The organism is Pseudomonas purpurea, assembly GCF_039908635.1.
Taxonomy (GTDB): domain Bacteria; phylum Pseudomonadota; class Gammaproteobacteria; order Pseudomonadales; family Pseudomonadaceae; genus Aquipseudomonas; species Aquipseudomonas purpurea.
In genome coordinates, this window is record NZ_CP150918.1 from 5,315,274 (window position 1) to 5,334,715 (window position 19,442).

Below are 19,442 nucleotides of genomic sequence, written 5' to 3' on the forward strand. Positions count from 1 at the left end.
CGTCGTATGTCCCGCTCGCTAGACACCTTGTTGCGCCCCAGCCTGTTGGCTGTGGCCATTGCCCTGTGCACCCCGCTGGCCAGCAGCCCGCTGATCGCCGCCGAACAGGCGTCCAGCGTGCGCGCCTACAACCTGCCGGCCGCCCCGTTGGCCAGCACCCTGAACCAGATCGCCAGCCAGGCCGGCCTCGCCCTGAGCCTCAACCCGTCGCTGGCCTCGGGCAAAACCTCGGCGCCAGTCAACGGCCAGTTCGACGCCGCCGGCGCCCTGCGTGAAGCACTGCATGGCACCGGCCTGCAACTGGAACAAAGCAGTGCCGGCACCTTCAGCCTGGTCGCCGTGCCCGAGGGCGCGTTGGCCCTGCCGGCCACCAGCATCCTGGGTCAGGAAAACAGCGAAAGCGCCTGGGGGCCGGTGGACGGCTACGTCGCCACCCGCACCGCTTCCGGGACCAAGACCGATACCGCGCTGCGTGAAGTGCCGCGTTCGATTTCAATCGCCACCCGCGAGCAGATGAATGACCGCGCCGTGCAGAACCTCGACGACGCCGTGCGCTACATGCCCGGCGTGGTCGCCAGCAGCTACGGCAGCGACAGCCGCGCCGAATGGCTGAAAGTACGCGGCTTTGAACCGACCCAGTTCCTCGACGGGTTGCCGCTACCCAAGGGCACCTACACCATGCCCAAGCTCGAAACCTGGGACCTGGAACGCGTGGCACTGCTGCGTGGCCCGGCGTCGTCGGTCTACGGCCAAACCCCGCCCGGCGGCTTGCTGGACATGGTCAGCCGTCGCCCGGAAGCCATCAGCGGCCATGAAGTGCAAGTGCAGGTCGGCAGCTACCAGCGCAAGCAAATCAGTTTCGACAGCACCGGCCCCATCGATGATGAAGGCCAGTTCCTGTACCGCGTCAGCGGCGTGGTCCGCGACAGCAACACCGCCATCGACCACAACGAAGACAAACGCTACAACATCGCGCCGAGCCTGACCTGGAACATCGACGAAGACACCAAGCTGACGTTCCTCAGCCAGTTCAATCGCGACGATACCGGCATCACCAGCCAGTTCCTGCCGTTGCAAGGCACCAAGCTGTCGACACCGGCCGGCGAAGTGAAGTACCACAAGAACCTCGGCGACCCGAGCTGGGAGTTCTACGACAAGACCTATTACGCGCTCGGTTATGCCTTCGAACATCGCCTGAACGATGTTTGGCAGTTCCGTCAGAACCTGCGCTACACCAAAAGCGACCTATCCTTCCAGGGCATTACCGCGGGTGGCAGCTTCTGGCCGAACAAGCCGGACCAGGCGGTCAGCGATGACGGCACCGTGCGTCGCGGCGCCAACATCGTCGACGAAGACATCAGCCAGTTCGCCGTGGACAACCACTTCCAGGCGGACTTCAACACCGGCGCAATCGCCCACACCCTGTTGCTGGGCCTGGATCACCAACGGGTCAACACCAATTACAAATGGCTGTTCGGCGAGGCCCCGACCAGCAACATCATCAAACCGGTGTATGGCCAGGACTTCAGCAAGGTCAACTACTTCGCCTACAACGACTACAACCAGAAACGCCAGGGCACCGGCGTCTACCTCCAGGACCAGATGGCCCTGGACAACTGGCGCCTGACCCTCGGCGGTCGTCAGGACTGGCTGCACACCGACACCACGTTCTACAACATCGCCAATGACCCGCGCGACACTCGCGACGACCACGCGTTTACTGGCAACGCGGCCCTCAGCTATGTCCTTGATTCGGGCTTCACACCGTACATCTCCTACGCCGAGTCGTTCCAGGCAGAAGGTGGCGGCAACGCCAAGGGCCAGGCATTCGAACCGAGCACCGGCCAGCAATACGAACTGGGCATCAAGTACCAACCGCCCGGCACCGACATGCTGTTGACCGCCGCCGTGTACGACCTGACGCGCAAAAACATCGTGCTGACCGACAGCCTTGGCGTCAGCCGGCCACTGGGCGAAGCGCAAGTGCGCGGTTTTGAACTGGAAGCCGTGGGGAACGTCACCGACAACCTCAAGCTCACCGCCGCCTACACCTACGCCAACAGCAAAATGACCAAGGTCGGCGACCCGCAGGACAAAAACCGTCCGTTGACACTGACCCCGGAAAACCAGGCATCGGTCTGGGCTGACTACACCTGGCACACCGGCGTACTGGAGGGTTTCGGCCTGGGCTTTGGCGTGCGTTACATCGGCGAGACCGACAACATTGCGCCGGGCAACCTGAGCTACGTCAGCAAGAAGTCCGACGGTCATACCGACGCCTACACCGTCTACGATGCCGCCGTGCATTACGACCTCGGTCGCCTGGACAACTCGCTCAAGGGTGCCAGTGTCGCCATCAACGCCAACAACGTGTTCGACAAGGAATACCTGTCCACCTGCGACGGTTTCTACTGCTACTACGGCGACCGTCGTAACGTGATGGCCAGCGTCAACTACAAGTGGTGATTCACCCACCCCTGCGGTAAACAAGGGTCACGGCACAGCCGTGGCCCTTTTGCATCTGGATGATTCATGAAAAGCAAAACCATCCGCCGCTGGTCCTTCGTCCACACCTGGACCAGCCTGATCTGCACGGTGTTCCTGCTGATGCTGGCGCTGACCGGCCTGCCGCTGATCTTTCATCACGAGATCGATCACCTGCTGGGCGACGCGCCGCAACTGCGAACGATGCCAGCCGACACCCCGCAACTGAACCTGCAGCAACTGGTCGTGAAGGCCGAGGCCCATCGCCCCGGCGACGTCATGCAATACCTGGCCTGGGATGAGGACGACAAGAACGGCGTGATCGCGATCATGGCCAGGACCGCCGGCACCGAACCCAATTCTTCCCACACCTTCATGCTCGATGCCCGCACCGGCGAGGCACTGGAAGTGCCGTCGGCGAACGGTGGCCTGATGCTGTTCATCCTGCGCCTGCACGTGGACATGTTTGCCGGGCTGGCGGGCAAACTGCTGCTGGCGTTCATGGGGATTTTGTTTGTGGTCGCGATTGTTTCCGGAACGGTGCTCTACCTGCCGTTCATGCGTCGGCAGACCTTCGCCACCGTGCGCCACGACAAATCCACCCGCCTGCGCTGGCTCGACCTGCACAACCTGATCGGCGTGGTCACCCTGACCTGGGCCCTGGTAGTGGGCGTGACCGGGGTGATCAGCGCCTGCGCCGACCTGATCATCGCGGCGTGGCGCAACGAAAGCCTGAGCGCGATGATCGAACCCTACCGTGACGCGCCGCCGCTGACCCAATTGGCGCCGGCCAGCCGTTTGCTCGACATCGCCGCCGAAGTCGCCCCGGACATGCAGCCGGACTTCATTGCGTTCCCCGGCACGCGGTTCTCCAGCGAACACCATTACGCGGTGTTCATGAAAGGCAGTACCCACCTGACCTCGCACCTGCTGACGCCGGTCCTGATCGACGCCAGCACCTTGCAGGTCACGGCCATCGCCGAACGGCCGTGGTACATGGACGCCATGGGCATGTCACAACCGCTGCATTTCGGTGATTACGGCGGCATGCCGATGAAAATCCTCTGGGCGGTGCTGGATGGGCTGACCATCATCGTGCTCGGCAGCGGCGTGTATTTGTGGGTCGTGCGTCGCAAGGCCGCCGCCAAACCGGTGAGTGCGCAAGAGGGAGCGACGTCATGAGGCCGCGGCAGTCGAATTTCTGGAAGGTCTTTACGATTCCCACCGTGATTGCCCTGCTCAGCGCCGCGGGGTTGTTCGCGGCGCTGCTCGGGGACGGTATTTGGGATGGCTTGAGCTGGCTCGGTCTGGGGGTGCCGGCCGTGTTCGGCGTGCGCGGATTACTCAGCCGGAGACCGGCGCGGTAGCGAACGCTTTCGGGCCTCTGGGGAAGCCCAGCACCAGGCAGGCCAGGAAGCCCAGTTCAATGAAGATCGCCGACAGCATGTAGAGGTTGTCCGACAGATGCCAGAAACTGAACTGCAGGTTCACCCAGATGATCCCCAGCAGCGGTAAATAGCTCACCACCAGCATCAGGCGCAAACGCGCTGTCACCCCACGGCGGGTCAACCACCAGAAAAGCCCCAGGCCCGCCACGGCAATCGCCCCTGCGACAGAGCTGAGCATCAACGTCACACCCGAGAAGACGAGCAAGGTCACCCCCCCTTCGCCCGGCGGCCTGACCGGGCGCGGTTCGAGGTAGAGGCACAGATAAACCGCCAGCCAGCCCAGCGCCATCAGCGCAATGCTCAATAGCAAGTGTTTGAAATAGATCCTTGGCATGACGTGCTCCTTGAAGGGGCGCGCAGGGTATCAGAAGCCGTCATAACGGCTACACTGGCCCGGTCCCTTATCGAGAGGAATGTCCATGTCCGCCCCCAGCATGACCCTGTTCCACAACCCGGCGTCGCCCTTCGTCCGTAAAGTCATGGTGCTGCTGCACGAGACCGGCCAACTGAACCGCGTGGCCCTGCAACACAGTCAGCTCAGCCCGGTCAGCCCGGACGCCGCGCTGAACCGGGACAACCCGCTGGGCAAGATCCCCGCGCTGCGCCTGGCCGACGGCACGGTGCTGCACGATAGCCGGGTGATCCTCGATTACCTTGACCAGCAACACGTCGGCAACCCGCTGATCCCTCGCGAAGGCCACGCCCGCTGGCGGCGCCTGACCCTGGCCTCGATGGCCGACGGGATCATGGACGCCTCGGTGATGATCCGTTACGAACTGGCCCTGCGCCCTCCGGAAAAACACTGGAACGAATGGCTCGACGCCCAGCGCGACAAGATCCGCCGCGCGTTAACCTTGTTGGAAAAGGATGCGATTGCCGAGCTGACCAGCCATTTTGATATCGCGGCGATCAGCGTTGCCTGCGCCTTGGGCTATCTGGATTTGCGCCATCCGGACCTGGAATGGCGCGACGCTAATCCGCAGCTGGCAGGGTGGTACTTCGAGGTGAGTCAACGGCCTTCGATGTTGGCGACGATACCGAAGGTGTAAATCTTCGCTGACGGCACCGAGCTCATCGCGAGCAAGCTCGCTCACACAGTTGATCGGTGGTGCGCACAAACCTTGTGTTCACTGGAGATCCCTTGTGGAGCGAGCCTGCTCCGGGCGGCGATCCGACGATGACACCACAATGGATCTAACGGAAACAACCCGACAATCCGCGCCGCCAACACCTCCCCCACCCGCTGATCTTCGCGCAACCCCAACGACCTACTCATGAGCCACCTCGGGCTTGGCGGTACGGTTCAACCCCACGCCATACCAATCCAGCTTCCGCGTCAGCACCATGAACACGCCGAGCAGGCCGAACAGCAGCAACGAGCCCATCAACAGTGCGTAATCCTCGGCACTCAGCAAGCCATAGAGCAAGCCGTACAACGCCGCCAACCCCGCCGAAAAGAACAGCCCGTGGCTCACGCTGTGCAGCACGTGGCAGACATAAAAACCAATCAACAGCACACAGCCGCTGGCCGACAGCAGGTAAGCCAGTGAGAAACCGATGTGTTCGGACAGCGACAGCAACAGCAGGTAGAAGAACGCCAGTGCCACACCCACCAGTGCATATTGCACCGGGTGAACCGCCATGCTCTTGAGCACTTCGAACAGGAAGAACCCGGCGAATGTCAGCACGATGAACAACAGTGCGTATTTGATCGCCCGATCACTCTTGAGGTACTGATCCACCGGATCAATGAAACTCACCCCGAAGCTGCGGCTCGTGAACGCTTCGCACAGCGTGTCGTAGACACAACTGGACATGACGTCCTGCAAGTTGGTGGAAAAGAACGACGTCTGCCAATGGGCGCTGAACCCCTCGCTGTTGACTTCACGCTGGGCCGGCAGGTAATTGCCGACGAAACTCGGATGAGGCCAGTTGGCCGCCAGATGCACTTTGCTGGTCTTGCCCACCGGGGTGATCTGCAAATGCCCGGTGCCTTGCAGGCGCAGGTCAAAACCGAACGTCAGTTGCGTGGCTTTTTGCGCATCCAGCGCCGGTAACGTCACCCGTACACCCTCGCCCAGCCAGCCGACCTGCGTACCGGGCACAAAGTCCAGTCGCTGGCTGTCAAGTTCCAGCGTCAGCGCGTTTTCAATGCCCCGTATGTCGCTGATACCAACCGCCAGAAATGGCGCGTCGAACTGGTAATCGGCGAAGTTCTCGGTGATGCCCAAGCGCTCGGGAATCGCGAATTGACCGCTGATGCGGTTGTCGGCATGGAACAGCCGCGCCTCATAGATACCTCGCGCACGCACTTCGGTCTGCACCTTGCCATCGAGTTCGAAACGCTCCGGCAGGAAATACAACCGCCCGCGTTCTTCACTCAACTCCTGCTGACGTTCGTGAGTCTGGGCGTTGCTGACCCAGGTGCGCACCACCTTGCGGTACGGCACCACCATGACCGGCCCGCTGATCTGCTGACTGAAACTGGCACTGCGGGCGATATCTTCCAGCACCCCGTCGCGCAACTGCTGACGGTCCTGGATCACGCCGCTGATCATCATCAGTGGGATCAGCAACAACAGGATCAACAGGGCAATCGCCCCCAGTTTCATGGTCAAGCTGCGGTTCATGGGTTCTCTCCCTTTTTTCAATGGGGGAGAGTCTGGCGCGCGGGTGTGGGGGATTTATGGGGGAAATGTGGAGAGTGTGTGGAGAGTGGTCTAAGGCAAACGCAGCGTCACGGCGACGCCGCCCTCGACATTGCCGATGGTCAGCGTTCCGCCATGCAACTGCACCACTTCTTCCACGAAGTTCAGCCCCAGGCCAGTACTTTTGCGCCCACTGTCGGGCCGTGGCAGTGAATAGAAGCGCTCGCTCAAACGTGGCAGGGCGTAGTCGGGAATCGGCTCGGCCTGATTGAACAGCGTCACGTCGATGAACGCGCCATGCCGTTGCGCGCTGAACCGCAAGACACCGTGGGCCGGGGTGAAGTCCAGGGCATTTTCCAGCAGATTGCCCAAGGCCTGGCGCAACAGAAACGGCTCGCCCGTCAGGTGCAGTTGCGCAGGAATTCGTTGCTCGACCTGCAACTGCTTACGCTCGATCCGGGCGTGCTGAGCATCAAGCAACGCCTCGACCAATGCCGCCAGCGGCACCGGCACACGTTCTTCCAGGCCCTGGCGCTGCTCCACCTGTGCCAGGTCCAGCAAACGCTCGATCAACAGTTGCATGCGCGCACTTTCGCTGTCGATATTGCTGACGAAACGCTGTTGCTGCACCACCGGCATCTCGCCTTGCAGCAACTCCGCCGCGCCGCGAATCGCTGCCAACGGGCTCTTCAATTCGTGGGTCAGGGTGTGCACGTAACGCTCGACGTAAGCCTTGCCCTCCAACTGCGTGCGCATGTGCTCCACGGCCGTGGCCAGTTGCTCCAGTTCGCCACCTCGATAGTGCGGCAGCTCGGCCCGCCGACCTTCGCTGACCGCCTGGGCGTACGCAGTCAAACGCCGCAGCGCCGCGCTGAGCCACCAGGACAGCAACGCGCCCAACAGCAAACCGAGGCCGATCAGGCCCGCGCCGTACCAGAGCAACCGATGCTCAGTGCGGTCGACATAAGGTTGCAATGAGCTGTTGGGCTTGGCCACGGTGACCACGCCGATGATCTGCCCATTGTCGCGAATCGGTGCGCCGACGTGCATCACCGAGGAGTTGGGATCGTCAGGCTGGCTGCGGGTCGAGCGTGCGCCGTACTCGCCGCGCAGGGTCAGGTACACGTCGTTCCAGCGCGAATAATCCTGGCCGACCGCCGTGCCGTTGGAATCCAGGAGGACGATGCCTTTGGCGTCGGTGACGTAGATGCGGTGATTGACCTGGTTCTTCGGCAGGCCCCAGATGGTCGCCGCCGGTTGCCGCTCGCCGTAGGCCCTTGAGCAACTCGGGCCAGCGATTCTGGTTCAGGGTGCCGGCCTTGAAATCATCGCGCAGGATTTCGGCCATCAGGTTCGCGGTGTCCACCAGGGTTTCTTCGGTGGATTGACGCATGCCGGGGCGGATTTCTTCCATGACCGTGTTGAGCACGAAATACCCGGTCAAGGCGATGAAGAACACGTAGACCAGGAAAATCCGGATCCCCAGCGGCATCAGCTGCGCCCCGGGCTGTAGCTGTAGCCAAGGCCGCGATGGGTCTGGATCGGTTCGGCATCGGCCGCAACCAGGCGCAACTTGGCCCGCACGCTTTTGATGTGGCTGTCGATGCTGCGCTCGTAACCGGCGTCAGCGGCGACGCCCAGCGCATCGAGCAATTGCTCGCGGCTGAAGACCCGTTCGGGTTGCTCAAGCAAACAGTTCAGCAGGCGAAATTCGTGACGGGTCAGGCTCAGGAGTTGGCCGCGATAGCTGATCTGCACCCGCTCGCTGTCGACCTGAAACAGTGTGCTGCTGATCTCCACCACCGCGCGCGGCGCCATGCGCTTGAGAATCGCCCGGACCCGCGCGGCCACTTCTCGTGGGCTGAACGGCTTGACCACATAATCGTCGGCACCGATCTCCAGCCCCACCACCCGGTCGATTTCACCGTCGCGGGCGCTGAGGAACATCACCGGCACGTCGCTGAAACGGCGCAGTTGCTTGCAGGTTTCAAAACCACTGATGTCCGGCAGGCCGATGTCCAGGATGATCAGATCCGCCGGAGTGGCGCGCTGGTGCTCAAGCGCCGCAGCGCCCAGGCTCAACCAGGTGGTGGTGAAACCCTCGCCCTGCAAGGCAAAAATCAGCGTATCGGCAATGGCCGCTTCGTCTTCGACAATCAGGATATGAGGCATGGCGTCCGAGCCCGACAGTTAGGTGCGCGAACGGTGCCCCAAGCCATACCCCACGTCAATGAGACCACTTCAATTCAGCAGTCCGGTTTGTCAGCGGTAAAGCGCCGGGCCGGGTTCACCGCCGCGCCAAACTCGCGCAACGCCTTGGCGCCGATCAGCAAGGGGTAGTTGAAGGTGCTGCGGTCGGTCAGGTTGACCTCGACCGTGCGCTTGATGCTGCCCAGGCACAGTTCCAGGTCGACCACCGGGCGCTTGGCGACGTCGGCCACGTCCTTCTCGTCATCTTCATCGGCGCGGCTTTTGATTTTGCTGATGCGCGAGACTTTGTGCTCGTAGACCTTGTTGCTGGCCTCTTTGGTGCCGAGGCGAAAGCGCACCCATTCTTCGCCATCGCGGGTGAAGGTTTCGATGTCCTTGGCCGACAGCGACGCCGTCAGGGCGCCCGTGTCCATCTTGGCCTTGAGCACTTCGCCGCCGATTTCCGGCAATTTGATGTATTCGTAACGACCATACAGGGTCGGCTCGGCAGCCATCACCGGCAGGGCCAGAAGGGATAACAATGCGAGGACGGATTTCACGTAATGGATTCCCTTGAGAAATAATGGGCGTTGACGCTGAAGTCTAGACCGCGAAAAACATCGTAAGTTAGAGCACCGCCTCTGTGGCGAGGGAGCTTGCTCCCGCTCGGCTGCGCAGCAGTCGTAATACCGACGCCTGAGAAATCTCGGTGCATGGTTTTGGGGCCGCTTCGCAGCCCAGCGGGAGCAAGCTCCCTCGCCACCAGTGGCCTCATTGCGCCGAAAGAATATCGCTGCAAAGGTGAAACATTCGTCGGCACCCGGATTTGGCCTGCTGGCCGAAGCTGCTTATCATGGCGCGCCCAAAGGTTTCCAAGAGTCATTTATGCGCCGCCTGCTCACCGGCTGTTTCGTCATCCTGCTGCTGTTACTCAACACCCTGGTGCTGTTTGGCCCGCTGATGGTGTTTGCCCTGCTCAAACTGCTCCTGCCCGCACGCGTGCGTGATCACGCCAGCGCGGCGGTGATGTGGATCGCCGAGACCTGGGCCGAGATCAACAAGCTGATCTTTGCCCTGTGCATCCCGACCCAATGGGACATTCGCGGCGGCGAAGGCCTGCGGCCCGACACCTCGTACCTGGTCATCAGCAATCACCAGTCCTGGGTCGACATTCCCGCCCTGATCCAGACCCTCAACCGCCGTACGCCGTTCTTCAAGTTTTTCCTGAAGAAGGAATTGATCTGGGTGCCGTTCCTGGGCCTGGCCTGGTGGGCGCTGGATTACCCGTTCATGAAGCGCTACAGCAAAACGTTTCTGGCCCGGCACCCGGAGCTGCAAGGCAAGGACCTGGACATCACCAAAGCCGCGTGCGAACTGTTCAAGCGCCAACCGGTGACGGTGGTCAATTATCTGGAAGGCACCCGTTTCACCCAGGCCAAACGCATCGACCAGCAATCGTCCTTCAAGCACCTGCTCAAGCCCAAGGCCGGCGGCGTGGCGTTTGTCCTGGCAGCGTTGGGTGAACAACTGGACGGCGTGCTGGATGTGACGGTGGTTTATCCACAGGCGCGGATTCCGGGTTTCTGGGACTTGATCAGCGGCGCTGTGCCGCGCGTGATCATCGACATCAAGACCCGTGAACTTGATCCGGCGTTGTGGCAGGGCGATTACGAAAACGATCCGGCGTTTCGGGAAGACGTCCAGAACTGGGTCAACCAGCTCTGGACCGAGAAGGACTCACGCATCGACGCCTTGCGCGCCGAGCGTCGTTGAATCAGCTACCGGCGCCCCAGATGCTGCCCAGGCTTTGCAACAGCGGACCGCCCACACCCTGCTGACCGAGGTATTGCAGAAGGATCGGGGCAAACTGGCCGATCATGCCGCTGTCCATGCCCAGCGCACCGAACGCATTGTTCAGGTCATTGGCGTCTTTGACATTGCCCAGTGCGTTGTCCAGGCCGGCCGCTTTGCCGGACGAACCGAGCAACCCGCTCAGGGCACCCAACTCACCGCCACCGGAGAGCTTGTCGATTCCCGGTACGCTTTTGGCCAACTGGGAATAATCGGTCGAGCTCAGCTGGTTTTTCGCCAGCCCCAGCATCGCCCCGGTGCCGCCCACCGCTTGTTGCGGGGTCACGTTCAACGCACCCAGCGCGCTCAACAAACCGGCGGTTTGCGAGGTCGGCGCTGCGGCCGCCGCCTTATCACCGCCCTGCATGCCGGCCACGGCACCGGCCACGTCGTTGAGGCTGAAACCGCCAGCGAAGACCGGGCCAGTCGCCAGGGTCATGAGTGAAGCCAAAGCAAAACCACGGGAAATCTTCATCGAGACTAACTCCTGAACCCTGAAAGCCACCCTGATGCGGGTGGAAAACTGGCCTTTTGACCGGAACTGTCGGGGCATTGTTCCATGGTCACGCATCCATTTTCAGCGCCGCCACGTATATCAGACGAGATACCCGGAGCAGAGCCCGATGAATGGCATGCATCTGCAAGCTGAACTAGCCTACGAACATTGCGCCCTGACAGGCCACCGCGCTGCTTTCGCTTGGAGAATGACCATTTCCATCGCCGACGCCGACCCACTCAGACAACTCCTGGCCCAATGTTCACTGGGCGATCGCCATGCGTTCGAGACGCTCTACCGCAGCGCGGCACCGCGCCTGCACGGGGTGGCCCTGCGTTTCATGGGGCGCAACGACCTGGCCGAAGAAGTCCTGCAGGAAAGCTTCGTGCGCATCTGGAACAACGCCTCGCGTTATCAGGCCCATTTGTCGGCCCCCATGACCTGGATGATCAACATCACCCGCAACCAGGCCATCGACCAGTTACGCAAACACCGCGACCGCCCCCTCACGGATATGGAAGAACAAGCCCTGGTGGACGAGGCCCCTTCGGCCCACGAACTGCTCAGCAACGACCGTGAAACCAGCGCGTTGAACCGCTGCCTGAACACCCTTGAAGGCATGCAGCGCCAATCGATTACCGTGGCCTACTTCCAGGGGTTGACCTGCTCTGAACTGGCCGAGTACCTGGCCGCGCCCCTGGGCTCGGTCAAATCCTGGATTCGCCGTGGCATGGAGCGTCTGCGCAGGTGCCTTGAATCATGAACTATCAAACCCGACGCCTGCGCCGCGCCCTCGCCGCCGACTACGCCATTGACCTGATGCCCGCCGCCGCCCGCCGCCGTTTCGAACAGCTGTTGCTGGACGATGCCGAACTGCGCATGGAGCTGGCCAAGTGGCAGGAAAGCCTGGCCAGCCTCAATGAACCGCTGGTGGAAGTCCCCGTGCCCGACCGAGTGTGGACCGCCATCAACGCGCGGATCGAGCCACAACACTTGCATGTACCGGCCAAACGGCCGTTCTGGAATTGGTTGCGCATGACGGTGGCGATTTGCTCGCTGCTGCTGGCGGTGACGCTGGGCATGCTCTACAACCGTGACAGCGCCCATTACAGCGCGACCTTGCTCAGCGCCAGCGCGCAACCGGCCTTGAGGATCAAGGCCCACGACGACTACCTGCAAGTCGATCCGCTGACCCTGGCCGCCGTCGCCCCCGGGCGCAGCCTTGAACTGTGGGCGATTCCGGCCGATGGCAAACCGGTCTCGCTGGGTGTGATCCCGGCCGGAGGCAAGGGCCGGGTTGCGTTGAGCACTGAACAACAGGCGCTGCTGGGCAAACCCATCGCACTGGCGGTCAGCCTTGAACCTGAAGGCGGTTCGCCGACCGGACAACCGACCGGGCCGGTGTTGTATCAAGGGGCGCTGGCGGGGTTGTAGCCATGCACTGTGGCGAGGGAGCTTGCTCCCGCTCGACTGCGCAGCAGTCGTAAACCGGCTGACTGGTTTCGACTGACACACCAAGGTGAATGGTTTGGAGCTGCTTCGCAGCTCAGCGGGAGCAAGCTCCCTCGCCACAAGGTTGGACCGCAGGATTGGTGTTCTGAGGATAAAAAAACGGCGACCCTGAGGTCGCCGTTCTGCATTGCGTGAAGCCTTACGCCGCGCTGAACAGCTTGTGCGGGTCAATCACGAACTTCTTCGGCACACCGGCATCGAATTCGCCGTAACCACGTGGGGCATCGTCGAGGCTGATGACTTCGACACCCACGATGTCGGCAATCTTGATCCGGTCCCACATGATCGCCTGCATCAGCTGGCGGTTGTACTTCATGACCGGGGTCTGGCCGGTGTGGAAGCTGTGGGATTTGGCCCAGCCCAGACCGAAACGAATGCTCAGGCTGCCCATTTTCGCGGCGGCGTCCACAGCACCCGGATCTTCAGTGACGTACAGGCCCGGAATACCGATTTTGCCCGCCACCCGAACCACGCCCATCAGCGAGTTGAGTACGGTGGCCGGCGCTTCGTGTTTCACGCCGTCATGGCCGTGACCACGGGCTTCGAAGCCGACTGCATCGACGGCGCAATCGACTTCCGGTTCGCCCAGCAGTGCAGCGATCTGTTCGTGCAGCGGCGTGTCCTGGGACAGGTCGGCGATTTCAAACCCCTGGGCCTTGGCGTGAGCCAAGCGGATCGGGTTGACGTCACCGATGATCACCACCGCCGCACCCAGCAGGCGAGCGGAAGCGGCAGCCGCCAGACCCACCGGGCCAGCGCCCGCGATGTACACCGTGCTGCCCGGCCCAACGCCCGCAGTGACTGCGCCGTGGTAACCGGTCGGCAGGATGTCGGAGAGGCAGGTCAGGTCGCGGATTTTCTCCATGGCCCGGTCGCGGTCCGGCAGTTTCAGCAGGTTGAAGTCGGCGTACGGCACCATCGCGTACTCGGCCTGGCCACCGGTCCAGTCGCCCATGTCGACGTAACCGTAGGCACCGCCCGGACGGGCCGGGTTGACGCTCAGGCACACGCCAGTGTGCATTTCCTTGCAGGAGCGGCAACGGCCGCATGCGACGTTGAACGGCACGGACACCAGGTCGCCGATCTTCAGGTTCTCGACATCGCTGCCCTTCTCGATCACTTCACCGGTGATCTCGTGGCCCAGCACCAGACCGGTCTGGGCCGTGGTGCGACCGCGCACCATGTGCTGGTCCGAACCACAGATATTGGTGGAAACCACACGCAGGATGACGCCGTGCTCGATCTTCCTGCCGCGCGGGTCCTGCATTTTCGGATAGTCGATTTTCTGCACCTCGACCTTACCGTTGCCGAGATACACCACACCACGATTGCCAGACATGCTTTCACCTCGCTGTTGTTTTTATGAAACCGCGTTGCCCAGGCAGGCAGCGCGTTAAGTGCTCGGGTACAGATGCTGCTTCTTGTGTTGCTTGTAAGGGCCTCATCGCGAGCAAGCTCGCTCCCACATTGGATCTAGGGTGTGTCTGAGATCTGTGTACTGACACAGCCCCCTGTGGGAGCGAGCTTGCTCGCGAATGGGCTGCGCAGCGGCCCCAGAAATCTAAAGAACGACCGTGCGATTGGCGTTCAGGAACACCCGTCGCTCAATGTGATAACCAACGGCACGCGCCAACGTCAGCCCTTCGATATCCCGACCTTTGGCGATCAAATCTTCGGGGTAATGGCTGTGATCCACCGCTTCCACGCCCTGGGCGATGATCGGGCCTTCGTCCAGGTCGTTGTTGATGTAGTGCGCCGTGGCGCCGACCAGTTTCACGCCCTTGTTGTAGGCCTGGTGATACGGCTTGGCGCCTTTGAAACCGGGCAGCAACGAGTGGTGGATATTGATCGCCTTGCCGTCGAGCTTGCGGCACAGCTCTGGCGACAGCACCTGCATGTAACGGGCGAGGATCACCAGTTCGGCGCCGGAGTCTTCAATCACCTGCCAGACCTGCCGCTCTTGCGAGGGCTTGTCGTTCGGGTCGAGCGGGAAGTGGTAATAGGGAATCTCATGCCAGTCGGCCAACGGCTTGAGGTCCGGGTGGTTGGACACCACTGCGACCACGTCCATCGACAACTGGCCGATGCGCTGGCGATAGAGCAAATCGTTGAGGCAGTGATCGGCCTTGGACACCATGATCACCACTTTTGGCCGGTGGTGCGGCGGTGTCAGCTCGAAGATCATGCCGAACGCGTCGGTCCGTTCGGCCAGCCCTGCGCGGAACGCCTGCTCGTTGAAGTCCTCGGGTTGACGGAATTCCACCCGAATGAAGAAGCGACCCGAGAGTCGGTCATCGAAGGAGTGGTGCTCGGTGACGTAGCAGCCCTGCTCGAACAGAAAGCGGGTCACCGCATCGACCGTGCCCAGGACGCTCGGGCAATCGGCGGTCAGGATCCATGTGTCTGGGGCGCGGCTCATCGTTTGGTGACTCCTGTTCGAAAATACCTTCGCGACTGCGAAAACTGACGCAACCTTGTGGCGAGGGAGCTTGCTCCCGCTGGGTTGCGAAGCGACCCAAAAATCAGCAACCGCGATCCTTCAGGAGGAACGCAGACTCAGGTTTTACGACTGCTGTGCAGCCGAGCGGGAGCAAGCTCCCTCGCCACAGATGGGCCGATCATTACGCCTGAACATTCAACCCATACTCAGCCGCCGCATCCTGCAACCACAGCCACCAGTAATCCGAGAAGCTGCGACGGATCAGCAATTCCCAGGTGTCTTCAGCGGTATGGCGGATCACCAGTTGCGACTTGGCGAACACCGTGCCCACGGCCTTGCCCACCGGGAAGTTGTTGGGGTGCACGTCGTAGCTGGTGGACTTCATCAGCACTTCGCGGACTTTCGGGCCGCTCAGTTCAAGAATCTGCTGGCCGCCGCTGACGTTGACGATCTGGATGTGCAGGTCGCCCAGGGCTTCACGCAGTTTTTGCTCGGCGGCGAACTCTTCACCGGTGGGCACGATCAGCAGCCATTCGTCCGGCCCCAGCCATTGCAGGCTGGTTTCGCCTTTGACCACGACCGTCAGCGCCCCCGGCAACTCAATGCCCAAAGCCTTGTGCACGCCAGCGGCGAACGCGGCATCGTGGCCGTCGCCACGGAGGGTCAGGTGGCCCAGGAGTTTCTTTTCACGCACAGTGACACCGGCGTTTTTACGGCCCTTACCCACCAGGCTGGCGAGGTCGGCATGATGCAGCGACGACTCGGCCTTGGCCCCGGTGGTTGGGCGTTGTTGGTAAACATTGGCTGCGGTCATAAAGCACCTTTCCTGAATTCTGTTGGTTCCGGCTCTTGTGGTGGCGGGTCTACCGCCATCGCGAGCAAGCTCGCTCCCACAGTGAACTGATGCCTGACACAAACTTTTCTGGCTACTTCAATCCTGTGGGAGCGAGCTTGCTCGCGATGCAGACGACGCGGTTTAACAGCGCGCCCACAGGACTCAAGACCATTAAATGTTCTGGCGATCACCTTTCGGATCGAAGAACACCGAAGAAACGATTTCCGCCTCGATCACGCTGCCGTCGGCCAGCGGTGCGAACACCCGCTCGCCGATGCGCTTCAAGCCGCCCTTGACCACGCCCATGGCAAACGAATAGCCGAGGGAGTTGTGCAAGTAGCTGGAGGTCACGTGACCAACCATGCTCATCGGGATCGCCTGCTTGGTGTTGAACACCAGTTGCGCACCTTCCGGCAGCCATTTGGTCGGGTCGATTGGCTTCAGGCCCACCAACTGTTTGCGCTGATCACGCACGCAGTCTTCGCGGTTCATCCCACGCCAGCCGATCCACGAGAACGGTTTGGTGCGGCCGACGCACCAGCCCATATTCAGGTCGTCCGGGGTCATCGAGCCGTCGGTGTCCTGGCCGACGATGATGAAACCCTTCTCCGCCCGCAGGATGTGCATGGTTTCGGTGCCGTACGGCGTCAGGTTGTACTTCTTGCCGGCCTCGGCGATTTTTTCCAGCACGCCCATCGCATAGTCGGCCTGCACGTTGACTTCGTACGACAGCTCACCGGTAAACGAGATCCGGAACACCCGCGCCGGCACACCGCCCACCAGGCCTTCTTTCCAGGTCATGAACGGGAAGCCGTCCTTGTCCAGGTCGATATCGGTGACTTCGCTGAGCAGCTTGCGGCTGTTCGGCCCCGACAGGGTCATGGTTGCCCAGTGGTCGGTGACCGAGGTGAAGTACACCTTCAGGTCTGGCCATTCGGTCTGTTGGTAGATTTCCAGCCATTGCAGCACGCGTGCCGCGCCGCCCGTGGTGGTGGTCATCAGGAAGTGGTTGTCGCCGATGCAGGCGGTTACGCCGTCATCGAAGACCATCCCGTCTTCCTTGCACATCAGGCCGTAGCGGGCCTTGCCCACGTCGAGCTTGGTCCAGGCGTTGGAGTAGATGCGGTTGAGGAACTCACGGGCATCCGGCCCTTGAATGTCGATCTTGCCGAGCGTCGAAGCATCCAGCAGGCCGACGCTTTCACGCACAGCCAGGCATTCGCGTTTGACGGCGGCATGCAGGTCTTCGCCGTTTTTCGGGAAGTACCAAGGGCGCTTCCACTGGCCGACGTCTTCGAACTCGGCGCCGTTCTTCACGTGCCAGGCTTGCAGCGCGGTGTAACGCACCGGCTCGAAGATGTGCCCACAGTGACGGCCGGCTACCGCGCCAAATGTGACCGGCGTGTAGTTCGGGCGGAACATGGTGGTGCCCATCTGCGGGATGGTCACGTTCAGCGAACGGGCGGCAATCGCCAGGCCGTTGACGTTACCGAGTTTGCCCTGATCAGTGCCGAAGCCCAGCGCGGTGTAGCGCTTGACGTGCTCAACCGACTCGAAGCCTTCGCGGGTTGCCAGTTCGATGGCGGCTGCGGTGACGTCGTTTTGCAGGTCGACGAATTGCTTCGGCGCCCGTGCGGTGTTCTTTTCATGCGGCACCTGGAACAGCGCCAGGGTCGGTTCTTCAAGACGGCTCAAGGCTTTGGGCAGCACGCCTTCGACCGTTTGGAACCCGGCTTCGGCCGCCGCGCGCACGCCGCCTTCAAAACCGTCGGCCAGCGAATCGCCGAGGCCGTAGACGCCATTGATACCGCCGACGCACACGCGTTTCTGCGGTGCTTCGCCCGGTACGAAACCGAGGATGTCTTCGCGCCAGGTCGGTTTACCGCCCAAGTGCGAGGCCAGGTGAACCACCGGGCTGTAGCCGCCGGAACTGGCCACCAGGTCGCAGTCCAGCCATTCACCTGGACTGGTGACGGTGTGTGCCTTGACGTCGATGGCCGCCACGCGGGCCGCCGTCACGCGTTTGCTGCCACGGGTTTCGATCACCGCGCTGCCGGTCAGGATGCGAATGCCTTTGGCCCGTGCTTCTTCCACCAGCGCGCCGCGCGGGTTGCTCCGCGCATCGGCAATGGCCACCACTTGCTGACTGGCATCGAGCCAGTCCAGCGCCACGCGGTAAGCGTGGTCGTTGTTGGTGGACAGCACCAGTTTTTTGCCCGGCGCTACGCCGTAGCGACGTACGTAAGTGGAAACTGCACCGGCCAGCATGTTGCCCGGTACGTCGTTGTTGCCGTAAACCAATGGACGCTCGCAGCTGCCTGTCGCCAGCACCACGCGTTTGGCGCGAACCCGGTGGATACGCTGACGCACCTGGCCAATCGGGGCGCGGTCGCCGAGGTGATCGGTGAGGCGCTCGTGAATGGTCAGGAAGTTATGGTCGTGGTAACCGTTGACGGTCGCACGCGGCAACAGCAGCACGTCCGGGGTGTCTTTCAGTTCGGTGATGACACTGGCGACCCACTCGGTGGCCGGCTTGCCGTCGAGGCTTTCGCGGGAATCGAGCAGGCTGCCGCCGAACTCTTCCTGCTCATCGGCCAGGATCACCCGGGCGCCGCTGCGCGCAGCCGCCAGTGCCGCCGCCAGACCGGCCGGGCCAGCGCCGACGATCAGCACGTCGCAGTGGTGGTTCATGTAGTCGTAGGTGTCCGGATCGTTCTCGGTCGGCGAACGGCCAAGACCTGCGGCCTTGCGAATGTACTTCTCGTAGGTCATCCAGAACGATTGCGGGTACATGAAGGTTTTGTAGTAGAAACCCGGCGGCATCAGCTTGCCGCCGACCTTGCCGAGAATCCCCATCATGTCGTTGTTCACGCTCGGCCAGCCGTTGGTGCTGGTGGCGACCAAACCTTGATACAGCGCTTGTTGCGTGGCGCGTACGTTGGGAATCTGCGTGGCTTCGGTGGCGCCGATCTGCAACACCGCGTTCGGCTCTTCGGCGCCCGCTGCAAAAATGCCGCGTGGGCGGGAATACTTGAAGCTGCGACCGATGATGTCGACGCCGTTGGCCAGCAGTGCAGCGGCCAGGGAATCACCTTCAAAGCCTTTGTAGCTCTGACCGTTGAAGGTGAAGCTGAGGACTTTGTTGCGGTCGATCCGTCCACCGTTGGACAGGCGATTGATCTGGCTCATACCTTCGCTCCCAGAGCCTGCGCGGCCACTTTCGGACTGTCTGCCTTGTCGGTGAACTGTGGCTTGGTGCCGATCAGGTAGGTTTCGAGAATTTCATAGGTCACGGTGTCGCGGGTCGCGTTGAAGTACTGACGGCAACCGGCGGCGTGAATCCACAGTTCGTGGTGCAACCCGCGCGGGTTGTCACGGAAGAACATGTAGTCGCCCCACTCCTCGTCGGTGCAGGTATTCGGGTCCAGCGGGCGCGGGATATGCGCCTGGCCGGAAGCATGGAATTCCTCTTCGGAGCGCAGCTCACCGCAATGAGGACAGAAGATATGCAACATAGGGATTTCTCCTCTCAAGCCTC

The 19,442-nt window shown here is 61.9% G+C and carries 17 protein-coding genes and 1 pseudogene; 7 read left to right on the forward strand and 11 right to left on the reverse strand.

Annotation, left to right across the window (positions count from 1 at the left end):
* Nucleotides 1-6: 6 nt before the first annotated feature.
* The 3 genes from AABM54_RS23950 to AABM54_RS23960 all read left to right on the forward strand — a co-directional run bounded on the left by AABM54_RS23950 (nt 7) and on the right by AABM54_RS23960 (nt 3,851).
* Nucleotides 7-2,466, forward strand: coding sequence for a TonB-dependent siderophore receptor (locus AABM54_RS23950; RefSeq protein ID WP_347902385.1), 2,460 nt, complete (start codon nt 7-9; stop codon nt 2,464-2,466).
* Nucleotides 2,467-2,532: 66 nt separating this feature from the next.
* Complete coding sequence (locus AABM54_RS23955; RefSeq protein ID WP_347902386.1) at nt 2,533-3,666, forward strand: PepSY-associated TM helix domain-containing protein; 1,134 nt, start codon at nt 2,533-2,535, stop codon at nt 3,664-3,666.
* Nucleotides 3,663-3,851 (forward strand): hypothetical protein, encoded by a 189-nt coding sequence (locus AABM54_RS23960; RefSeq protein WP_347902387.1) that lies wholly within the window; start codon nt 3,663-3,665, stop codon nt 3,849-3,851. Before AABM54_RS23955 ends, AABM54_RS23960 begins: the two co-directional genes overlap by 4 nt.
* Here the strand turns inward: AABM54_RS23960 and AABM54_RS23965 are convergent.
* Entirely contained in the window at nt 3,829-4,266 is a 438-nt protein-coding gene (locus AABM54_RS23965) for a hypothetical protein (RefSeq protein WP_347902388.1), read from the reverse strand. The genes AABM54_RS23960 and AABM54_RS23965 overlap by 23 nt on opposite strands.
* A gap of 85 nt (nt 4,267-4,351) precedes the next feature.
* On the opposite strand from AABM54_RS23965, the gene AABM54_RS23970 reads away from it, so the two are divergent.
* Nucleotides 4,352-4,981 (forward strand): glutathione S-transferase, encoded by a 630-nt coding sequence (locus tag AABM54_RS23970; protein ID WP_347902389.1) that lies wholly within the window; start codon nt 4,352-4,354, stop codon nt 4,979-4,981.
* Between the two features lie 219 nt (nt 4,982-5,200).
* Here the strand turns inward: AABM54_RS23970 and creD are convergent, their stop codons facing one another.
* From creD to AABM54_RS23990, 4 genes and pseudogenes are all read right to left on the reverse strand, one after another.
* On the reverse strand, nt 5,201-6,562 hold the full coding sequence (creD, locus tag AABM54_RS23975; RefSeq protein WP_347902390.1) for a cell envelope integrity protein CreD: 1,362 nt from the start codon (nt 6,560-6,562) through the stop codon (nt 5,201-5,203).
* A gap of 90 nt (nt 6,563-6,652) precedes the next feature.
* Nucleotides 6,653-8,072: pseudogene (gene creC / locus AABM54_RS23980) on the reverse strand (two-component system sensor histidine kinase CreC).
* On the reverse strand, nt 8,072-8,752 hold the full coding sequence (gene creB / locus AABM54_RS23985) for a two-component system response regulator CreB (protein WP_347902391.1): 681 nt from the start codon (nt 8,750-8,752) through the stop codon (nt 8,072-8,074). The pseudogene creC and the gene creB overlap by 1 nt, the downstream one beginning before the upstream one ends.
* A 74-nt stretch (nt 8,753-8,826) precedes the next feature.
* Entirely contained in the window at nt 8,827-9,330 is a 504-nt protein-coding gene (locus tag AABM54_RS23990; RefSeq protein WP_347902392.1) for an ATP-dependent zinc protease, read from the reverse strand.
* Nucleotides 9,331-9,655: 325 nt separating this feature from the next.
* Between AABM54_RS23990 and AABM54_RS23995 the strand changes: the two genes are divergently transcribed.
* Nucleotides 9,656-10,543 carry an acyltransferase gene (locus AABM54_RS23995; protein ID WP_347902393.1) on the forward strand — a complete coding sequence of 296 codons (888 nt, stop codon included), beginning with the start codon at nt 9,656-9,658 and terminating at the stop codon, nt 10,541-10,543.
* Between the two features lies 1 nt (nt 10,544).
* Here AABM54_RS23995 and AABM54_RS24000 read toward each other — a convergent pair whose 3' ends face one another.
* Nucleotides 10,545-11,096: a DUF2780 domain-containing protein gene (locus AABM54_RS24000; protein ID WP_347902394.1), complete on the reverse strand. Its 552-nt coding sequence runs from the start codon at nt 11,094-11,096 to the stop codon at nt 10,545-10,547.
* Nucleotides 11,097-11,244: 148 nt separating this feature from the next.
* On the opposite strand from AABM54_RS24000, the gene AABM54_RS24005 reads away from it, so the two are divergent.
* Together AABM54_RS24005 and AABM54_RS24010 are read left to right on the forward strand one after the other, a co-directional pair.
* Entirely contained in the window at nt 11,245-11,880 is a 636-nt protein-coding gene (locus AABM54_RS24005; protein ID WP_347902395.1) for a sigma-70 family RNA polymerase sigma factor, read from the forward strand.
* Nucleotides 11,877-12,551: an anti-sigma factor gene (locus AABM54_RS24010; RefSeq protein WP_347902396.1), complete on the forward strand. Its 675-nt coding sequence runs from the start codon at nt 11,877-11,879 to the stop codon at nt 12,549-12,551. Before AABM54_RS24005 ends, AABM54_RS24010 begins: the two co-directional genes overlap by 4 nt.
* 217 nt (nt 12,552-12,768) lie before the next feature.
* Here the strand turns inward: AABM54_RS24010 and fdhA are convergent, their stop codons facing one another.
* The 5 genes from fdhA to AABM54_RS24035 form a co-directional block, all read right to left on the reverse strand.
* Complete coding sequence (fdhA, locus tag AABM54_RS24015; protein WP_347902397.1) at nt 12,769-13,968, reverse strand: formaldehyde dehydrogenase, glutathione-independent; 1,200 nt, start codon at nt 13,966-13,968, stop codon at nt 12,769-12,771.
* A gap of 222 nt (nt 13,969-14,190) precedes the next feature.
* Entirely contained in the window at nt 14,191-15,048 is an 858-nt protein-coding gene (gene purU / locus AABM54_RS24020; RefSeq protein ID WP_347902398.1) for a formyltetrahydrofolate deformylase, read from the reverse strand.
* A 202-nt stretch (nt 15,049-15,250) separates the two neighbouring features.
* Entirely contained in the window at nt 15,251-15,883 is a 633-nt protein-coding gene (locus AABM54_RS24025) for a sarcosine oxidase subunit gamma family protein (RefSeq protein ID WP_347902399.1), read from the reverse strand.
* A 192-nt stretch (nt 15,884-16,075) separates the two neighbouring features.
* Entirely contained in the window at nt 16,076-19,093 is a 3,018-nt protein-coding gene (locus AABM54_RS24030; RefSeq protein ID WP_347902400.1) for a sarcosine oxidase subunit alpha, read from the reverse strand.
* A complete protein-coding gene (locus AABM54_RS24035; RefSeq protein WP_347902401.1) occupies nt 19,090-19,419 on the reverse strand; it encodes a sarcosine oxidase subunit delta in 330 nt (109 codons plus the stop codon). Before AABM54_RS24035 ends, AABM54_RS24030 begins: the two co-directional genes overlap by 4 nt.
* Nucleotides 19,420-19,442: the final 23 nt, after the last annotated feature.